Genomic DNA, 19456 nt, shown 5'->3' with positions numbered 1-19456 from the left:
ACAAAATGAGACTGCAGAATAAAGTTGCATTAATCACTGGAGGCACCAGCGGAATTGGCCTGGCGACGGCCAAACTCTTCGTCGCCGAAGGTGCCCGGGTAATAGTGACGGGGCGTAATGAATCTGTATTTGGCGATGTGAAAGCAGAGCTTGGAGAGCATGCTGTTGTTCTGAAAGGCGATGTTCGTTCGCTTGCAGATATGCAGAGGGTCGCGATGCAGGTGAAAGAGAGTTTTGGCGGCCTGGATGTGGTGTTTGCAAATGCAGGCCTGGCCTTTCCTTCACCCCTTCAAGAAATTTCTGAAAGCCTTTATACCGATATCATGGACGTCAATGTCAAGGGCGTAGTTTTTACACTACAGGCTACATTGCCCATCCTGCGTGAGGGTTCTTCATTTATCCTTAATACCTCTTTCGTCGCGCAAACCGGTAAGCATGGTATCTCGTTAACTGCCGCAGCCAAGGCAGCAGTACGTTCACTTGCCCGCAGTTGGTCTTATGAGTTTCTTGACAGGAAGATCCGGTTTAATGCCATTGCTCCCGGCGCGATTGATACACCATTAATAAGCAAGTGGGGCTTATCTGATGAGGAAGTTCGCGAGCGCAAACAGGCGATGGCGAAAACAATCCCGGCCGGCCACATGGGTAAGGCAGAAGATATAGCCCATGCAGCGGTCTACCTTGCCAGTGACGAATCGTCATATGTCATTGGCACGGAACTTATTGTTGATGGGGGCGCCTCACAGCTTTAATTTTGGGTTGTCGTTTTAATAAAACGCCTCACTTCATTGTTTGTGCTCCTGATTTAAGTCAACTATCCGCCCGGCATTACGCCACAAAGGATAATTTAACTGACTCGTATTAAATCCGATTCTCTTGAACAGAGATCGGAATATAAGGAGAAGTAACCTTGAAAGAATATAATCAATATAGTTCATTTGAGGGTTCACAGCACAGAGCCGGTCATTCCCGTAGGGATATCCTTAAATACGGAAGTGCTGCTGCTCTTGGGGCCATTATGGCAAATGGCGCTATCAGTAACGCTCATGCACAGGGGAAAAGTGTCACCCTGTCTGGTCATGCCCCTGATGCACTGGCTCAGGGAAATAATACCGGAGAATTTGATTCAAATGAGCCCCTCAATATTTTAATTGTCAATTACGATGGTGGAACACTGCTTGATTTTGCCGGCCCAAGCGAAATCTTTCACAGAATACCGAACACAAATGTTCGCTATGCAAGTCTTAATGGGGGGAACGTCATTCTCGAATTCGGTGTTGTCTACGGTAAGACCGAACGACTGGCCGATATTGAAAAAACGGATTTGATTCTGGTCCCTGGGGGATCGAATTTGTCTGTACCCATGCAGCCGGAGTATTTAAAACAGATTCGACGTCTCGCCGATGGTGCTAAATACGTTACGTCAGTTTGCAATGGCTCGCTGGTTCTTGCAGCGACGGGGATCCTCAAGGGAAAACGAAGCGCTTGCCACTGGGCTTTTATCAATAAGTTATCTGAATATGGTGCAATCCCGGTTCCGGATCGCTTTGTTGAAGATGACAATGGCCGGTTTATGAGTGGCGGTGGTGTAACAGCAGGTATTGACTTTGCTCTTCGGGTTGCCGCAAAACTGCGGGGGCTACAGGCCGCAGAAGTCGCGCAACTTGCCATTGAGTACGATCCTGCGCCACCGTTCCATTCAGGCCACCCCCGGGAAGCCCGTCCGGAGATCATTGCAATGGTCGATAAGCAACTTCCCGGCGCCTCTAAAGGGCTCGCCAGAATTCCCGGCGTGCGCTAAAGGTTAACAGGCAAGCTCATTTCTGTACCGATTTTGTACTGGCGGCAATGAAACTAAACCCACATTGCCGCGTATTATATTCTGAACACTATAATGCAATGGCTTTACTGTTACATTGGGCTGGAAACTAATAAATATCAAAAGCCAGTCTGTGTATTGCTTCCATTTTTTCCCTCCTTGTGTGTTTTTGCCGGGCCAGCGACTGGTAAATTGGCTGATACGCAGCTTTATTCTCAATCAATATGTCTGTGGCATTTACCATTAATCAAATATGACATTCAGAAATACTAAGCAGTCTATTATTACAGTATGAAACAAGTTTTTTAATCAATTGTTGTAACTTTGTTGCTATAACAAACCAGTAACAATTCTGCTTTTCGTGATATCACAGGGGCTGGCAGCGCCAATCCGACAAGGGTTTTTCCCTGCCTCCTTGCCTGGCTTTGCGCTCGCCAGCACAGCACGGTGCGCAAATACAGAAAGGAAATATCCATGTCTTTTACACCTCTTACCTGGACGCCAGTGCAGCGTCATGTTGCTTTTGCCTGTTTTGGCGCATGGACTCTCGATGCGTTTGATTTTTTTATCCTGGTTTTTGTACTGAGTGATTTGGCCAGCTACTTCCACTCGAGTGTGGCGGAAGTCTCGCTGGCAATCATGTTAACTTTGGCTGTAAGGCCGATTGGGGCATTGTTATTCGGACGCCTGGCAGAGCGTTATGGGCGCAAACCGGTGCTAATGCTTAATGTCGCGATGTTCTCGCTGTTCGAGTTACTCTCTGCCTGGTCCCCTACATTAGGTGCCTTTATGGCGTTCCGGCTGATTTACGGTATTGCGATGGGGGGGATTTGGGGTGTGGCGTCGTCGCTGGCGATGGAAACGATTCCAGACCGTTCCCGTGGGTTGATGTCCGGGATCTTTCAGGCAGGCTATCCCTGTGGCTACTTACTCTCTTCGATTGTTTTTGGCATTTTCTACAGCCTGGTGGGATGGCGTGGTATGTTCCTGATTGGCACATTACCGGTACTTATGCTGCCCTACATTTGGTTTAAAGTACCAGAATCCCCGGTGTGGTTGTCTGCCCGCGCGCGTAAAGAAAGTACTGCGCTGATGCCAATATTACGCATGCACTGGAAACTGTGTCTGTATCTGGTTGTTGTGATGGCGTGCTTTAACTTCTTCAGCCATGGTACGCAGGATCTTTACCCCACCTTCCTGAAAATTCAACATGGCTTCTCTCCCCATACTGTCAGCATTATTGCCATTTGCTATAACATTGCTGCGATGATGGGGGGGATCTTATTTGGTGCGCTTTCCGAGCATATTGGCCGTAAAAAAGCCATTATTACTGCGGCGTTTCTGGCGTTGCCAGTGTTACCGTTGTGGGCGTTCTCCAGTGGTTCTTTCACCATTGGTTTAGGGGCTTTCCTGATGCAGTTTATGGTGCAGGGTGCCTGGGGTGTGGTTCCAACCTGGCTGAACGAACTGGTACCCGCCAATGCCCGTGCTGTCTTGCCTGGCTTTGTCTACCAACTGGGAAATCTACTGGCATCAGTTAACGCAACACTTCAGGCGCGTATTGCTGAAACGCATCAGGGCAACTACGGCTTTGCGATGGCTTGTGTGGCCGGGGCCGTCGCCGTGTTGATTTGTGTGTTGGTGGCGTTCGGGCGTGAAACCCAGGGGATGGTCATCACCGGGCGGGAAGAATCCACAGGCAACCCGACAACTGCCAACCGGCGTTCACAGGTGACGAAGAATCAGCATTCGGTTTCTTCGTCACATCGTTGATTAAACCAGGTTGTCAGGTGAGCACTCAGTGGGAATAACAGCCTGGCGCGTTTTTTCTCTCTTAAAGATGTCAGGGGCAGGGAACTGCCCCTTGTTTGTGGTGGTAACACAGCCAGTAAAAGAGTGTTTTGAGAGTAATCCAGTGTGTTAATTTGGCGAGATTATTTTACTGCCCGGGTGTAATATGCCAAAAATAAACTAATACAGGAAAAATTCATGCGGCAGAGAACCATAGTGTGCCCCATCATTCAGAATGAAGGAGCATATTTGCTATGTAAAATGGCAGACGATCGTGGCGTATTTCCAGGTCAGTGGGCATTATCTGGTGGTGGAATGGAGCCGGGGGAAACCATGGAATCTGCGCTGCGGCGTGAAATTCGGGAAGAACTGGGGGATGCACTGATCATAAACCAAATTAAGCCCTGGGCTTTTCGCGATGATATCAGAAATAAAACTTATGCCGATGGCACAACAGAAGAAATTTATATGATTTACCTGATATTTGACTGTATCAGTGCTAATAGAGAAATTACGTTTAATGAAGAGTTCCAGGAAATAGCCTGGGTTCTGCCACAGGATCTCAAAAAAATGGATTTAAATGAAGCAACCCGGTTAACTTTTACCCTAAAAGGATGGTTATAACCGGGTGGCACTGTTTTTCTCACCTTTGGCTAACTCCCTGGTAAACAGCGCGTCAAAAGTGCTACGCAGTAATACCCTATCTGGCTGAATATGCCCGGCGCGGGTGACATGGTTCATCACTTCTTCGGCATGCTTGCGAGCCACACTGGCGTAGCGTTCGGGCCAGGCTTTTGCCAGCATTGCCAGTGATTTTAATAGCCTCAATTGCACTTCACGCATAGCAGCGCCATCGCGCGCCACAGGTGAAAAAATATCGTCGAACAGGTTGTCGGGGTTGAGAGGAGCAAGGTGAATTTGCGGGTAGAGAACCTGTGCTTTTTGTTCGGCTTGTTCCGTCTGTTCAGCCCATACCGATAATACCCTTACACCACGGGTAATAACATCAATAGCGGTGCCTGGGTCATTCACGGCTGGTGACAGTGCCCGGCAGGCAATTTCAGCCATCACGCACAAACAAAAACGCGGATCCTGGTGGAAAGAGCGGGCATCTGAAATACTCAGTGCAGACAACAGACGCTGCCGGAACGCATCACTGCATTTTTCAGTGGTGTACATGACTGCCTGGGACGGATGCGCAAAGTGCCCGGGTTGGGCGGCGATATAAACATGTATCGGGCTGCCAGCGAGCATGGCGGCAAGCTTTCCAATATCAATATGCTCAACATAACCTACGGAAGGCGAAAAAATTGCCTGTGTCCCCTCAGGTTGCGTGCCACTTTCCACCCACGGGAAACAACCTAAGCAGGGGGATTCAGCCCGTGCGTGAAATGCCCGCAAAGCTGCATTCTCCACCCGGGCAGTTGTTTCCCCCACGCGGCCCAGAGAAGTCAGGTGCTGAATCCAGCGCAATAGCGTCAGTACAATCAGTGCAATCACTACCAGTGTTACAACAAACAAAATTACCCGACCACGCTCGCCATAAGCGCCCATATTCAGGGCGATAATCCCCACCAGGCTGAAAAGAAAAGAGCCAATAAAAGTGGCGAGTACATTTTGGGTTGTGGTGTCTTCCACCACCAGGCGAGTTGCACGCGGCGTGACATTGGTTGTGGCAGAGCCATAGGCGGTGACAACAATGCTCAGTGAAAAGGTCGTGACGGCCAGCATACTGGACGCCAGAATATTCAGAATATTATCGACCGCTTTCGCGCCGACTATCCCGGAAAATGCGGGTGGGATAAATGATTTTACAGCAATAGATATCAGTGCTGTGAGAATGGCGGCAATGGCAAACAGAGTGGCTCTGAACCAGAGTTTGTGGAACACTTGCGTCAGTACAAACTGCCAGCGTGAAATCATCAATCGTCCTCATGCAATGTGACCAGGCGGGGGTGTGTCAGCCTGAGGCCAGTCTTATTAATAATACAGCAAATTTTCCTGAATCTGCCTGTCTTTCTGATATGGCTGATAATATTTCGGACTCAGGTTTTGTTGTAACAGTAACTATCCCTGGAATAAATGGTTCTGCGAAGTTCATTAGGTTGTGATAATCACCAAAGATTATTTGTGAAAGTCGGTTGTTAAATAAAGTGCGCCTGGTGGCTGTGTTAAAAAATATTACTGACAAAATTATATTTTATTTTTTTCTTAAGCAGGAAGTACCACCAATATGCAGAATCTTATTATATAAGTTTTCAGGGAATAAAAACCGGGAGTTGTATAAGCCCCCGGTTTTTTATTGACGGTGATTTTTTACTTGTTACACCAGCCGACTTTCCTCTTACGGTAATACCCCGGCACCAGTATTCATCTCTGGCTTTAGATGCCGGTGAGGAAGTCAGGCGTTCTTGTCAGGCCAGTACTTGTCCACTTCCGCTTTCAGTGCTCCTGCCATTTTGTGCCCGTCATCTGCAGCCAGTGCCCGCCCGGCAATAAAGGTTTTTGCATGTATCCCCTGGAACAAGTGAATATCCTCTGCAACAATGCCACCGGTAATGGAAATTGCTAACCCCAGTTCAGACAGCGCGCGCATACGGCTCAGATCGTCTTGCGTCCAGTTGACTCCGGCCAGTTCAGCATCCCGCGAACGGTGATAAATCGCCTGCTGAATCCCAAGTTCAACCCAACTTCTCGCATCATCCAGGGTCCAGTGCCCATACAATTCTATCTGAATTTCTCCACCAAATTCATCGGCGACTTTTTTGCAGGCGGCAATGGTGGCAATATGCGCAGCGGCTGACACCGTTATCCAGTTTGCGCCTGCTTCAAAAGCCATCCGGGCCAGAATCGCTCCGCCATCTGTCGTTTTCATATCGCACACGATAATGTGATTTGGGTGGCGTTTGCGCAACGTACTTACGGCAGACATCCCCTCGGCAAAAGCCAGAATGGTGCCAATTTCAATCACATCGACATAACTTTCTACCCGATTGGCAACTGTGACTGCGGTTGCAAGGTCTGTTGAATCCAGTGCAATTTGTAATAGAGGTTTGGTCATCACCTTACTCCTTCGTTATTTCATTGCTGCACAATGTTTTGCGTAATACTGGGCCTGGCGGGTAACACGCAGCGCCATTACGTTTTTGCTGTGCAGATTCCAGTTATTAATGGTGTTGCCCGTAATATGCTTTTTCGCCATGCTTACGGAAATAGTGTTTATCCGCCAGCGCCTGCTGGAGGTGGATACGGGTATTCAGCGTCCGGGTGGACAGTGCCATAGCAGCCACCTCCTCCAGCACGATAGCGTTATGGACTGCGTCTGAGGCATTTTCCCCCCAGCAAAAAGGGGCATGTCCGGAGATTAAGGCACCAGGCATTGCATTCGGGTTGAGTTTTAACTGCCGGAAGCACTCCACTATCACTTTCCCTGTATGGGTTTCATAATCAACGCTGATTTCTCTATCCGTCAGTTGTCGGGTACAGGGAATGTCGCCATAAAAATAATCAGCATGGGTAGTGCCAAGAGCCGGAATGTCCATCCCTGCCTGAGCCCAAATAGTGGCATGGCGGGAATGCGTATGAACAATGCCGCCAATGTCAGGAAATGCCTGATATAAAACCCGGTGAGTCTCAGTGTCACTGGAAGGATTAAGCTGTCCATCAACCACGGCACCGTTATCAAGACGCACAACGACGATGTCCTCAACCTGCATTTGTTCATAGCTCACGCCTGAAGGTTTGATAGCCATCACCCCGTTCGCACGATCAACTTGTGAAACATTCCCCCAGGTTAATGTCACTAAATTGAACGCAGGTAAAGCTAGGTTGGCTTCCAGAGCCGCTTTTTTCAATGACAGATACATTGCATCCCCTTTGATTTCCTGAAGAACATTTTCAAAAGACTCTGACATCAGTGTGAGTTATGCCTCATCAGCGCATAATGCGGCGTCAATAACGCGAAAAACGTCTTCTTTTGTCTGACACTTGCGAAATTTATCCAGGTTAATTCCCGTTTCGCTGTCAGGGTCGTCCAGCACCTGTGTCACTTCCATCAGCCCCTGCATATGTTCATCCGAGGAGCTCCCGGCAAGTGTCACCAGAACATCAACGGGTTCGTTTTCTCCTTCAAAATAAACAGGGGTGGTCAGTGTGACTAAAGCAAAAGCCGTTCGTACCACGCCATCTTCCGGGCGGGCATGTGGCATGGCAAACTGAGGGGCTATCACCACATAAGGACCATGAGACTCAATACTGCGAATAATGGCGCGCGGATATTCAGGCGTCACCGCGCCAGAAGCCACCAGCATATCTGTTCCCATGATTATTGCCTCGCGCCAGTCACTTGCCGTTGCCTGCAACCGGATAGCATCATTTTCAATCAGTGATTCTTTAAATTTCATCTTTGCTCCTCACTGACCAGATATGTCTCTGGCCAGACCGGGTGATTACCAAAAAATTAATGACTAAAATTGTTTTTAATCAGACTGAGTAATTCGTCGCCAAATGTATTTGGATTAAGCATATTTTGTACACCCAGTACAAATTTTCCTTCTCCAGGTTCCATTTCTCCGGCTAAATGTCTGGACGACACAATAATGTCTGTATTCAGTAATCGGGATTTATAATCAGAAACCGCACAGGAATCCATCACGGCTGGAATACCCTTTTGCTTCAAATAATTTCCAATTTTCATTTTCATCATCATTGATGATCCCTGACCATTACCACACACAGCCAGAATACGGATGGGGCGTTCTTCCGCGCTGGCTTCGGGTTCAGATGTTTGCAGTTCTGTTAGTTCATGGAGGGTTTCATTGCCAGGATTCGCAACTTGCTGTTCTGCCATTACGGTATCTTCTTCTGCCCGCAGTGTTTTTGAAGCAAAAAACATATATACACCTGCACCTGCCAACAAAATAAAGAAGAACAGGGAAGAGAAAGACAGCCCCTGCATAATGGGAGGGAAGAGCAATGCCCAGTCGGCCATTCCCATCCAGCCATTAAAGGCGGTACCCTGTACAGCAAAGATATGAATTGCCCAGGCGGATCCCAGAACTTCAATAATCCCCATCACAAAGCAGACTTTCATCACTGCTTTCCAGCCGCCAAACTGGTTGGAAAAAACACCGATGGTCGCATTTGAAAAAAACATGGGAATAAAACCAGGGATAATCATAATCGGGGCTTTAAAGACTAACAGCCCAATAACGGCAACGAATTGCCCAATTGCTCCCCACATAAAGCCAAAGACCATTGCATTCGGGGAATAAGCATAAATAGCTGCGCAGTCAATGGCTAATACGGCATTAGGGATCACACGTTCTGAAATACCTTTAAATGCTTCAGATAGTTCAGCAACAAACATCCTTACGCCGACAACAATAATCTGAACAGCAACGGCAAATTTAAGCCCGGTTTCAATAATATAAATGGACCAGTGGGTTGTTCCTGCCATTTTTTGCAGGTTATCCAGGCCAAAGGACAATAAAATAATACCGAAGAATACCGTCATCACAATGGCGGTTGCGGTAATACTGTCGTGAAAAATATGCAGCCATTTTGGCAGGTTCAGGTTATCAACACTTTCTTCTTTATTACCCAATTTTGGGGCTACTTTCGTGGCTATCCAACTGGCGAATTGCTGCTGATGGCCAATTGAAAAACCGGCACCCCCTGTAACCTGTTGCGTGGGTTTAAACATGATATTGGAGAAGATCCCCCAATAAAGGGCCATAAGAATTGCGCTATAAATGATGGTTTCCCACATAGATGCGCCAAGCACCAGATAAAAGACCGCAACTAATCCAGCCTGCTGGAACATAATATGCCCGGTGAGCATGATAGTACGAATGCCGGTATAACGGCGGAAGACTACCAGCAAAATATTCAACGCCAACGCAAGCAATACAGTGTAACCAACCCAGGCGTATTTATCCCCCATGGTCTCCATCGTCGCCATCATTGTGGTATAGGGATCAATCACCGAGCCCACTAAATGATGGTATTCCGCAATTTTGTCTACTACGGGTTTAAACCCCGCGACCAGCGTGGCAGACCCTACCTGGACCAACATAAATCCCACGATAGTTTTTGTGGTGCCTTTAATGACAGTTGTCACATCACGTCTTAATAACAAATAGCCAATGCAGGTGACGATACCCAGCAAAAGCGGGGCCTTCGTCATTACCTGGTTATAGAAGATATAAAAAATGTTATACAGGGTTTCCATGATGATGCTCCGGTATAAGGATTTTTATGCTGATGGGATTGAATTTGCTACGGGTGTTGATTTGACAACATGACCAACGCAACCTCATCATCACTCGCCTGTTTCTGTTCGCGTGTTAACCATACCAATCACAAGGAATCACAAAAAGATTTTTTATGACTTTATGTGAGCGATATCTCTTTCCATTTTATCAAGAAGGTTCTCTCAATTTTACCTGAAATAGCATTGTTCTCATTGTCCATAAACTTTGCCGAGCGCATTGATAATATTAAAAACTATATTAATCATCTTGTTAGGTTTGTTTTTTGTCTCGAGAGATGCACGAAAATCATCCTGACTACAAAAAAACATAAATAATCATTGATAATCATAACTACGCTGATATAGTCATTAAAAATCATAAGAGGTCATGCGATGACAAATTACCTGTCGTTGCCTGTCCTGTCACTACACTGGCTGATGAACAAACAGGAGTGCAACAATGAGTCATGTTGATGAAATCACTCGCGAGTCGTGGATTTTGAACACGTTCCCGGAGTGGGGAACCTGGCTGAATGAAGAGATCGAACAGGAAGATGTGTTACCTGGCACTTTTGCCATGTGGTGGCTGGGCTGTACTGGCATTTGGCTAAAATCAGCAGGTAACACACAAATATCCATTGATTTTTGGTGTGGGACGGGCAAAAAAACGCATGCCAATCCTCTGATGAAAAAACAGCACCAAATGATGCGAATGGGCGGTGTACGTAATTTACAACCTAATCTGCGCACCACGCCTTTTGTTCTGGATCCATTCGGTATTCAGCATATTGATGCTGTACTGGCGACACATGATCATGCCGATCATATTGATATTAACGTTGCTGCTGCCGTGCTGAAGAACTGCGGCAGCCATGTCAAATTTATTGGCCCCCAGGCCTGTGTTGACTTATGGCAAAGTTGGGGTGTGCCGCAAGATCGTTGTATCACCGTCCATCCCGGCGATGAAATTAGCGTCGGTGATATCACAATCAATGTTCTTGATGCATTTGACCGCACGGCATTAGTGACTTTGCCTCAGGGAGTGTCCTCACATGATAAGCAGATCCTTGATGGGATGGATCAGCGTGCTGTCAATTACCTGGTAAAAACGTCTGGCGGCAACCTTTATCACTCAGGCGACTCTCATTACTCCAATTACTACGCCAAACATGGTAATGAAAATCAGATAGATGTCGCATTGCTTTCATTTGGCGAAAACCCCCGTGGTGTGACAGACAAAATGACATCGTCAGATATTTTACGAGCCGGGGAGTCTCTGAAGGCCAAAGTCGTCATCCCGTTCCACCATGATATCTGGGCGAATTTCCAGAGTGATCCCCGTGAAATTGAAGTGCTGTGGTCAATGAAAAAAGACCGGCTGGATTATAGTTTCCATCCTTTCTTCTGGCAGCCTGGAGGGAAATATACCTTCCCGACAGATAAAGGGAAAATGCATTATCAGCACCCACGCGGATTTGACGATATATTCACGGATGAGCCTGAATTACCTTACAAATCTTTCCTGTAAACCTGTTGACGGGTGTGGCAGCACGCAATGTCTGTTTCTGGATCGCACTCTTGATATGACCGCGTATTGCCACACCGTCATTTACAGCACAAGTCAGGAGGTGCTGTTATGACATACCGAGTTTTAGCGCTGGATCTGGATGGGACATTGCTCACTCGCCAGCACCAGATTGTCCCTGCGGTATGCGACGCAATACATGCACTACGTGAACGGGTAGAAGTCATTCTGGTCACAGGCCGTCACCATACAACCGCGCAACCTTATTACCGGCAACTGGGATTACAAACGCCCATTATTTGCTGCAACGGTACCTATGTGTATGACTATGGGCGTCAGATGGTGGTGGAAGCTGACGCCATTCCGGCACAAGCTGCCGCACAATTTATTGCGCTGGCACAGGCTAAGTCACATGAACTGAGCCTGGTCATTTATGTTACTGAAGCCATGGTGTATGCACAGCGCCAGCCGGCGCAATATATAGCCTCGCTGAAAGACTGGGCGGAAACCTGCCCGGCGGACTATCGCCCTAAAATAATCGCAGTGCCGTCCCTCGAACAAAGTCTGGCTCATAACATCCAGGTCTGGAAATTTGTAGTTGAAGGCGAGACAGAAAAAATCAGGGCGTTTGCTGACCAGACATGGATCCATGCACATTTCAGTGCTGAACAATCCTGGTCAAATCGGATGGATTTTTCATGGCAGGGCAACAGTAAAGGTCGCCGCCTTCTTTCTCTGCTCACCGCACGCCATTACTCGCCAGCTGAGCTTGTCGCCATTGGCGATAACGATAACGACATTTCCATGATTCGCCTGGCAGGGTTCGGAGTTGCCATGGCGAATGCGAACGACACAGTCAAATCCTGTGCAGACTGCATTACACCACAAACTAATGAGGGGCGTGGTGTTCTGGACATTATCGAGACATATTTTTGACCAAAACCGGAAGGCATTATGTACTCACAAGAAGATAACTTTCGCCTTGGACTCTACGAAAAAGCCATGCCCGCGCATTTAACCTGGGAAGAAAAAATAAAGGCGGCAAAAGCACTGGGGTTTGACTTTATTGAGATGTCGATTGATGAGTCCGATGAACGTCAGGCCCGGCTGGTATGGGACGATAGCCACATCGCCTGGTTGCGCCGCCTGAGTGAACAATACAGTCTGCCGATTCAGTCACTCTGCCTTAGCGCACACCGCCGCTTTCCCTTTGGTTCGACGGATCCGGAAGTACGTGACAAGGCCCACCAGATAATGGAACAAGCCATAACACTCGCCTGTAAACTGGGTATTCGCTGTATTCAGCTCGCGGGGTACGATGTTTATTATGAACCCCAAAGCCCGGAAACAAATCAACACTTCATTGCTGGTATGCAGGCAGCTGCCAAAATGGCTGAGCGGGCTGGTGTCATGCTGGGAGTGGAGATAATGGATACACCTTACCTTAACTCATTGAGTAAATTCGAAATTCTCAAACGTCATATCCCATCACCATTTTTTATGGCCTACCCGGATGTTGGCAACATTACAGGCTGGAATTACGACATTTGCACGGAGCTAAAACTCAGCCGTCAGCATATTATTCAAATTCACTTAAAAGAAACCCGTAAGGTCTGTGGGCCGGGTAAAGGCCAGTTCCGTGACCTGGTCATTGGTGAAGGCGATGTTGATTTTCCGTCCGTGTTTCACACATTGTCAGAGATCGGGTTTAAAGGCCCTCTGGTGCTGGAGATGTGGGCGCAGGACGAAAACTGGGCCGACAATGTCGCACTGGCTAAATCCCGCCTGGAAATAATGGCTCAGGAGAGTGGGGTTTCATTTGCATGACTGTGTTTACGGTGAACTTGATGGCATTCATTCTCAAAATGAGTAAAATGATTATTTTTCATCAAGAATAATCATAAGCGAGCAGGCAATGACTGAAGCACAACGGCATAATGCCATTTTGACCTTGCTGCAACAACAGCAACATATGACGGTGTCCGGCCTAATGGAAGCTTTCTCAATTTCGCCTGCCACAGCCCGTCGGGATATCAATAAACTCAATGAAATCGGTAAGTTGCGTAAGGTTCGTAATGGTGCAGAAGCGCTGCCAGTGAAAGAAAAAAGTGTCTGGTCGCCATTAAACAGCCAGTTGAGCTCCAATCACGATGAAAAAATCAGGATAGCTCAGGCCGCTGCCGCCCTGATTCAGCCTGGTGAAAGTGCTGTGATCAACTGCGGCTCAACCGCATTTTTACTGGGGAAAGCCTTGTGTGGTCAGGACGTGCAAGTCATCACCAACTATTTCCCGCTGGCGAATTATTTAATTGAAGAAGGCCATGATGGCGTGGTGATTATTGGTGGGCAGTATAACCGCAGCCAGTCGATAACCCTGGCACCACAGGACGAAATTTCTTCACTCTATGCCGGGCACTGGATGTTCACCAGTGGTAAAGGGATTACGGCAGACGGGCTTTATAAAATGGATATGCTGACAGCGATGGCTGAGCAAAAAATGCTCGACCATGTTGGTAAGCTGGTAGTACTGACTGATAGCAGTAAAGTTGGTCAGCGCGCAGGTATGTTATTTTGTCCGGCAACTCGTGTGGATATACTTATCACAGGTAACGATGCCGACCCGACGGTGTTACAGGCTTTACAAAGTAAAGGCGTACAAATTATTCTTGTTTGATAGTAGCAACATGATGCATCAGTGTTGCACTGGCAGTCAGCACTGATGCGGATAGTGTCAGCATAATCAGGCAATAACTTATTACGGGCACTTGCCGGGTGCAGACATGAGCGTTGTTTTTTTATTGGTATTGTAGTTAAAACTATCTATTCAGCTTCAGGTTGGTATTTACTTGCCTTAATCTGTACTGGATGTGTCTTCTCTTCTGTAAATCATGTACAGGCAACGAATCCTGCTCCTGCCCACATAATGGGGACACAGTTCTGAGCAAGATTTTCGTTTTCAAATTGTCCCGGACTGAAGCTGCCACAAGTATTGTGATGTCGGCAGCGATGATTGTTACAGCACTCAACATCATTAAACTCAGTCGTTCATATTTTTCCCTGGCTGGCAAAGAAGCTATCTTTATATATTTGCTTATTGTCCAACGATGTAATGACAGGGAGCCTGATGAGAAAAGTTCTTAATGCGTTTTTACCCTTATATGTTACGACCTTACTCATGCTGTTGGGTTCCGGGTTATTGACCACTTATGTTTCGTTACGCCTGGCTCATGAGCAGGTCAGTGGCACACTGATTGGCGCCATCATTGCCGCAAACTATGTGGGCTTAGTGGTGGGGGGAAAAGTTGGGCATAACCTGATTGCCAGAGTGGGGCATATCCGTGCTTATGTAGCCTGTGCGGGGATAATCACCGCCTCAGTCATTGGCCATGGGTTAACCAACTTCATACCCTTGTGGATCTTCCTGCGTCTGATAATCGGCCTGTGCATGATGTGCCAGTACATGGTGCTGGAAAGCTGGCTTAACGATCAGGCTGAATCTTCTCAGCGTGGTGTCATTTTTGGTCTGTACATGGTGGCAACCTACCTGGGGCTCAGTGGTGGCCAGGTGATTCTTGCAGTACAAACGGGCTTTGGTATCAGCACGTTGCTGATAGTGGCATTGTGTTTTGCCCTGTGCCTGGTGCCCATAGCGCTGACAACCCGTACCAATGCGAAAGCGATGTCACCGGCTCCCATGGAACTGGGGTATTTTGTCCGTACCATTCCCAAATTACTGGCGACAACGCTGGTTAGTGGCATGGCGATTGGCGCGTTTTACGGCCTGGCTCCGGTATTTGCCAGTGAGAAAGGTTTCACCACAGAGCAAACGGGGATGTTTATGAGCCTGACGATTTTTGCCGGTCTGGTTTCCCAGTTCCCCTTAAGCTGGCTCTCAGACCGTTTTGACCGCCAGCGGCTGCTGTTTATTATTGCGCTACTGTATGCCATTTTTGCGTTAGTTCCGGGTGTGCTGTTATCTCTGCCTTATCAATTCCTGCTGGGCGTGGCCTTTGCCGTCAGTATGATGCAGTTTTCCCTGTACCCACTCCAGGTTGCTCTGGCGAATGACCAGGTGATGCCAGAACGGCGGGTGTCACTCACTGCCTGTCTGTTAATGGCTTTTGGTATTGGTGCCAGTATCGGGCCGCTGGTGGTTGGTGCGGTGATGCAACCGCTTGGCAGCAATATGCTGTATATCTTTTTTGCCTGTTGCGCGCTGGTTATCGCGCTGCTCAACCGCCCGGTAAAAATACACCCTGTTCCTACTACCGAAGTGCCTTTACCCCATGTGGTGATGCCGGACAGCCTGGCGACTTCGCCAATTGGGGCTGCGCTTAACCCGGTTATTGAGGAAGAAGATATTCAGGCTGCCATGGTTAATACTGACGAAGAGAGTGAACCGCCTGAGGAGCCGGAAGATCAAACAGATACTTCGCCTGTCAACGGAGAAGCAACGGAAGCCAGCACAGAGAAACCGGATAAGGCGAAACCGGATGAACAGAAACACACCGGTTCACCTGACTGAATCATGGATAAACACACTAAAAACATACAGGAAATAGCTAAACCTGTTTCCTGCTATGTTGCCCCTCTTGTTAAATAACACCAGGCGCGCAATAAACTGTGGAAAGGTATCGCACATATGCGCTGCAGGGTTAACGTAGCCTGGCATTGCCCGCCAGGTGGAACAGATGGCAACGAGGGAGATGACAATGGGTGCTGCATTTGAGGCCATGGTGGAAGGCCGGGAATACTGGATTAACGATGCTGAACTGGTGGAGATTCGTTATTGCACCCGTGACCGGGTGGACCAGTTTAACCAGTGTGGAGCCCGGGAGGTTTCCCAAAAGAACACGTTGATTCGGGAAATTTTCGGCAAAGTTGGCGATGATGTGCATATTGAAAAGCCGTTACGTGTGGATTATGGCTGTACCACAACACTCGGCAACCATGTGTTTATCAATTTTAATTTTACGTTGCTGGACCCGGGGTTCGTGACTATTGGTGACCACGTCTTTATTGGCCCGAATGTGTCGCTGTATACCGCATTGCACCCCATGGATGCAGGCAAGCGTGGCCGGCATATCGGAACAACCTTGCCTGTTACCATTGGCAACCATGTGTGGATAGCCGGGAATGTCACTGTATTACCGGGTGTCACCATTGGTGATGGTGCCGTGATTGGGGCCGGAAGTGTGGTAACCAAAGATATTCCAGCTGGCATGCTGGCAGTAGGAAATCCGGCTCGTGTAATTCGTAAGGCCGATTGAAGTTCAGATATTGATAGCTCACCACACCAGGACACAGAAAACGAAGCGTTGTCCTGGTGTGGTGACACTAATCAGACGCGCTCAACGTACAGCATTTGCTCAGAAATGTCGTTTCCGCACTACTAACAACCAACATTCAACAACCAACATTGCTTTGCCGCCAGGCAATAGTGAGCTGGTGACAGGTTGAGAAGGCACCTGTTCTCTTCTCACCTGCAGAAAGCTACTTTTCCCTTCAATACCTCTTCTCATTCAGCCATTCGACACGTCTTATTCATACTTCATTCAAAATTGTTGATTTTGTGAATTTGTGTAATGAAATGTATTCACAAAATGGAGAGAATGTGTAAGTATGATAATCAAAATGATAATTATTATCTTTATCATTTGATATTTCGGGCTATGCAATATGGAATGAAAGCCTGACAGCATGCTGTCAGGTAGCCCGGTGATACCTGCATAACAATAAAAACCTTTATTTCACATGGATAAAAATCGCAACCAGCCGTTTGGCAACTTTAACTCACTGACGTTGTTCACCGGGCTATGCCTTGGTGCGTCAACATCTGTCGCTCATGCCGCTGATAACACGGCACAGAAAAAAGAAGAGACTCTGGTCATTCAGGCTCAGGCACCTTCACTTTATTTACCCGGTGTATCAGCTGACCCTAAATTTACCCAACCACTGGTAGATACAACCCGCACAATAACAGTGATTCCGGAGCAAATGATTAAGGACCAGGGCGTCACAAACCTGACTGATGCCCTGAAAAATGTGCCGGGCGTTGGGGCATTTTACGCAGGGGAGAACGGTAGCTCTTCTACAGGTGATGCGGTGTATATGCGCGGAGTGGATACCTCTGGCAGCATTTATGTTGATGGTATTCGTGATATTGGCAGTGTTACCCGTGATACCTTCAATACCCAACAGGTTGAGGTGATTAAAGGCCCGGCAGGCACTGATTATGGCCGTAGTGCACCTTCGGGCTCTATTAATATGATAAGCAAACAACCCCGTCTGGATTCAGGGTTAGATGCGTCCGTCAGTGCTGGCAGCGCCTGGATGCGCCGTGGCACGCTGGATTACAACCAGGCATTTGGGGAAAACAGCGCTTTTCGCCTGAACCTGATGGGTGAGAAAACCCATGATGCTGGGCGGCATCATGTAGAAAATGAGCGTTACGGTGTTGCGCCATCACTGGCATTTGGCCTGGATACACCAACTCGCCTGTATATTAATTATCTGCATGTTCACCAGAACAATACACCGGATGGTGGTATCCCAACTATTGGGCTGCCTGGGTATTCAGCGCCTTCTTCGGCTACCAGCGCCCTGAATAGTTCCGGCAAAGTGAACACTAAAAATTACTACGGTACTGATTCTGACTTTGATAAGTCGACAACAGACAGCTTCACGCTGCGTTTCGAGCATGATCTTACCGACAACACCACGCTGCGTAATACCACCCGCTGGTCGCGTGTGAAACAGAAATACCTGCTGACCGCAGTGATGGGCGGCGCGAGTAATATTACTCAGCCAGACAGCAACAATGTGGATACCTGGGAATGGTCGCGTCTGGCTAATACCAAAGATGTCAGCAACCGTATTCTTACCAACCAGACCAACCTGACCTCGAAATTCCACACCGGTTTTGTGGGGCATGATGTCAGTGCCGGGGTTGAATTTACCCGTGAGAAACAGACCAACTACGGCGTTGATGCAATCACCCCGCCTGCCGTCAATATCTACCACCCCATCAGCAGTATTTCTGTGGGTGGCCTGTCACGCAACGGCGCAAATGCTAATGGGCAGACAGACACGTTTGGGATTTACGCGTTTGACACACTGGAACTGACCGACAGCTTCCAGGTTAATGGTGGGATCCGCCTTGATAACTACCACACGGATTACGACAGCGCCACAGTATGTGGAGGCACGGGGCGTCGGGCGGTCGCCTGCCCGGCAGGTGCACCAACAGGAACGCCTGTCACCACGGTTGATACCGCGAAATCTGGCAACCTGGTTAACTGGAAAGCAGGGGCGCTGTATCGCCTGACTTCGCAGGGCAACCTGTATGCTAACTATGCTATTTCTCAGCAACCACCAGGTGGCAGCACCTTCGCCCTGGCTGCTGGTGGTAGTGGTAACAGCGCGAACCGCACTGATTTTAAACCCCAGAAAGCCAAATCCAGTGAAATTGGCACCAAATGGGAAATTCTTGATAAGCGCCTGTTGCTGAACGCAGCCCTGTTCCGTACCGATATCGAGAATGAAGTTGCCAGTAATGATGACGGCACTTACTCCCAGTATGGGAAGAAGCGAGTGGAAGGCTATGAACTGTCTGCGATTGGCAATATTACGTCTGACTGGCAGGTCAGTATGGGGTATACCCAGCAGCATGCCTCTGTGAAAGAAGGGGATACCGTGGCACAGGATGGTTCATCTGCCCTGGCCTATACACCCAAACATGCTTTCACCGTATGGAGCCAGTACCAGGCAACGGACGCGATTTCTGTTGGAGCAGGGGCGCGCTATGTGGGCAGCCTGCGCCGGGGGAGTGATGGCGCAGTGGGTACACCGGACCACACAGAAGGCTACTGGGTGGCAGATGCGAAACTGGGTTACCGGGTAAACCGCAATCTGGACCTGCAACTGAACGTATATAACCTGTTCGATAAAGATTATGTCGCCTCCATTAATAAGAGCGGCTATCGCTATCACCCTGGTGAACCCCGTACATTCCTGCTGACTGCCAACGTGCATTTTTAACTGATTTGTGTGGGGCTCTGTCCCCACA

The 19456-nt window shown here is 48.2% G+C and carries 16 protein-coding genes; 11 read left to right on the top strand and 5 right to left on the bottom strand.

All coding sequences use genetic code 11. The features are described from left to right. Window positions 1-5 precede the first annotated feature (5 nt). The 4 genes from MPHASIOC01_RS20480 to nudI all read left to right on the top strand — a co-directional run bounded on the left by MPHASIOC01_RS20480 (window position 6) and on the right by nudI (window position 4234). Window positions 6-752: an SDR family oxidoreductase gene (locus tag MPHASIOC01_RS20480; RefSeq protein ID WP_353613182.1), complete on the top strand. Its 747-nt coding sequence runs from the start codon at window positions 6-8 to the stop codon at window positions 750-752. Between the two features lie 266 nt (window positions 753-1018). Continuing rightward, window positions 1019-1801, top strand: a complete 783-nt coding sequence (locus MPHASIOC01_RS20475; RefSeq protein ID WP_353613181.1) for a DJ-1/PfpI family protein — start codon at window positions 1019-1021, stop codon at window positions 1799-1801. A gap of 492 nt (window positions 1802-2293) precedes the next feature. Beyond that, entirely contained in the window at window positions 2294-3592 is a 1299-nt protein-coding gene (locus MPHASIOC01_RS20470; RefSeq protein WP_082917896.1) for an MFS transporter, read from the top strand. Window positions 3593-3808: 216 nt separating this feature from the next. Then, the gene (gene nudI / locus MPHASIOC01_RS20465; RefSeq protein WP_353613180.1) at window positions 3809-4234 is read left to right on the top strand and encodes a nucleoside triphosphatase NudI; all 426 of its coding nucleotides are present in this window, start codon (window positions 3809-3811) and stop codon (window positions 4232-4234) included. Here the strand turns inward: nudI and MPHASIOC01_RS20460 are convergent. From MPHASIOC01_RS20460 to MPHASIOC01_RS20440, 5 genes are all read right to left on the bottom strand, one after another. Continuing rightward, entirely contained in the window at window positions 4229-5533 is a 1305-nt protein-coding gene (locus MPHASIOC01_RS20460) for a DUF2254 domain-containing protein (RefSeq protein ID WP_353613179.1), read from the bottom strand. The genes nudI and MPHASIOC01_RS20460 overlap by 6 nt on opposite strands. Before the next feature lie 478 nt (window positions 5534-6011). Continuing rightward, entirely contained in the window at window positions 6012-6671 is a 660-nt protein-coding gene (locus MPHASIOC01_RS20455) for a 3-keto-L-gulonate-6-phosphate decarboxylase UlaD (protein ID WP_353613178.1), read from the bottom strand. Between the two features lie 106 nt (window positions 6672-6777). After that, window positions 6778-7476, bottom strand: coding sequence for an L-ribulose-5-phosphate 4-epimerase (locus tag MPHASIOC01_RS20450; protein ID WP_353613177.1), 699 nt, complete (start codon window positions 7474-7476; stop codon window positions 6778-6780). A 57-nt stretch (window positions 7477-7533) separates the two neighbouring features. Continuing rightward, entirely contained in the window at window positions 7534-8013 is a 480-nt protein-coding gene (locus MPHASIOC01_RS20445; RefSeq protein WP_353613176.1) for a PTS sugar transporter subunit IIA, read from the bottom strand. Window positions 8014-8069: 56 nt separating this feature from the next. Further along, a complete protein-coding gene (locus MPHASIOC01_RS20440; RefSeq protein ID WP_353613175.1) occupies window positions 8070-9842 on the bottom strand; it encodes a PTS ascorbate-specific subunit IIBC in 1773 nt (590 codons plus the stop codon). A gap of 481 nt (window positions 9843-10323) precedes the next feature. Here MPHASIOC01_RS20440 and ulaG point away from each other — a divergent pair, with 481 nt between their 5' ends. The 7 genes from ulaG (at window position 10324) to MPHASIOC01_RS20405 (ending at window position 19428) form a co-directional block, all read left to right on the top strand. Further along, entirely contained in the window at window positions 10324-11391 is a 1068-nt protein-coding gene (gene ulaG, locus MPHASIOC01_RS20435; RefSeq protein WP_353613174.1) for an L-ascorbate 6-phosphate lactonase, read from the top strand. A 108-nt stretch (window positions 11392-11499) separates the two neighbouring features. Continuing rightward, complete coding sequence (locus MPHASIOC01_RS20430; RefSeq protein ID WP_353613173.1) at window positions 11500-12324, top strand: Cof-type HAD-IIB family hydrolase; 825 nt, start codon at window positions 11500-11502, stop codon at window positions 12322-12324. An 18-nt stretch (window positions 12325-12342) separates the two neighbouring features. Further along, complete coding sequence (locus tag MPHASIOC01_RS20425) at window positions 12343-13215, top strand: L-ribulose-5-phosphate 3-epimerase (protein WP_353613172.1); 873 nt, start codon at window positions 12343-12345, stop codon at window positions 13213-13215. A gap of 88 nt (window positions 13216-13303) precedes the next feature. Continuing rightward, window positions 13304-14062, top strand: a complete 759-nt coding sequence (gene ulaR / locus MPHASIOC01_RS20420) for an HTH-type transcriptional regulator UlaR (protein ID WP_353613171.1) — start codon at window positions 13304-13306, stop codon at window positions 14060-14062. Window positions 14063-14512: 450 nt separating this feature from the next. Continuing rightward, on the top strand, window positions 14513-15913 hold the full coding sequence (locus MPHASIOC01_RS20415) for an MFS transporter (protein ID WP_353613170.1): 1401 nt from the start codon (window positions 14513-14515) through the stop codon (window positions 15911-15913). Window positions 15914-16079: 166 nt separating this feature from the next. Then, the gene (locus MPHASIOC01_RS20410; RefSeq protein WP_353613169.1) at window positions 16080-16658 is read left to right on the top strand and encodes a sugar O-acetyltransferase; all 579 of its coding nucleotides are present in this window, start codon (window positions 16080-16082) and stop codon (window positions 16656-16658) included. A 484-nt stretch (window positions 16659-17142) separates the two neighbouring features. Then, the gene (locus MPHASIOC01_RS20405) at window positions 17143-19428 is read left to right on the top strand and encodes a catecholate siderophore receptor Fiu (protein ID WP_353613168.1); all 2286 of its coding nucleotides are present in this window, start codon (window positions 17143-17145) and stop codon (window positions 19426-19428) included. The last annotated feature ends 28 nt before the right edge of the window (window positions 19429-19456 follow it).

Origin of the sequence: Mangrovibacter phragmitis (assembly GCF_040429585.1) — a bacterium.
GTDB classification, from domain to species: domain Bacteria; phylum Pseudomonadota; class Gammaproteobacteria; order Enterobacterales; family Enterobacteriaceae; genus Mangrovibacter; species Mangrovibacter phragmitis.
Note: the sequence above shows the minus strand (reverse complement) of the source record. Positions and strands in the feature narration are given on the sequence as shown.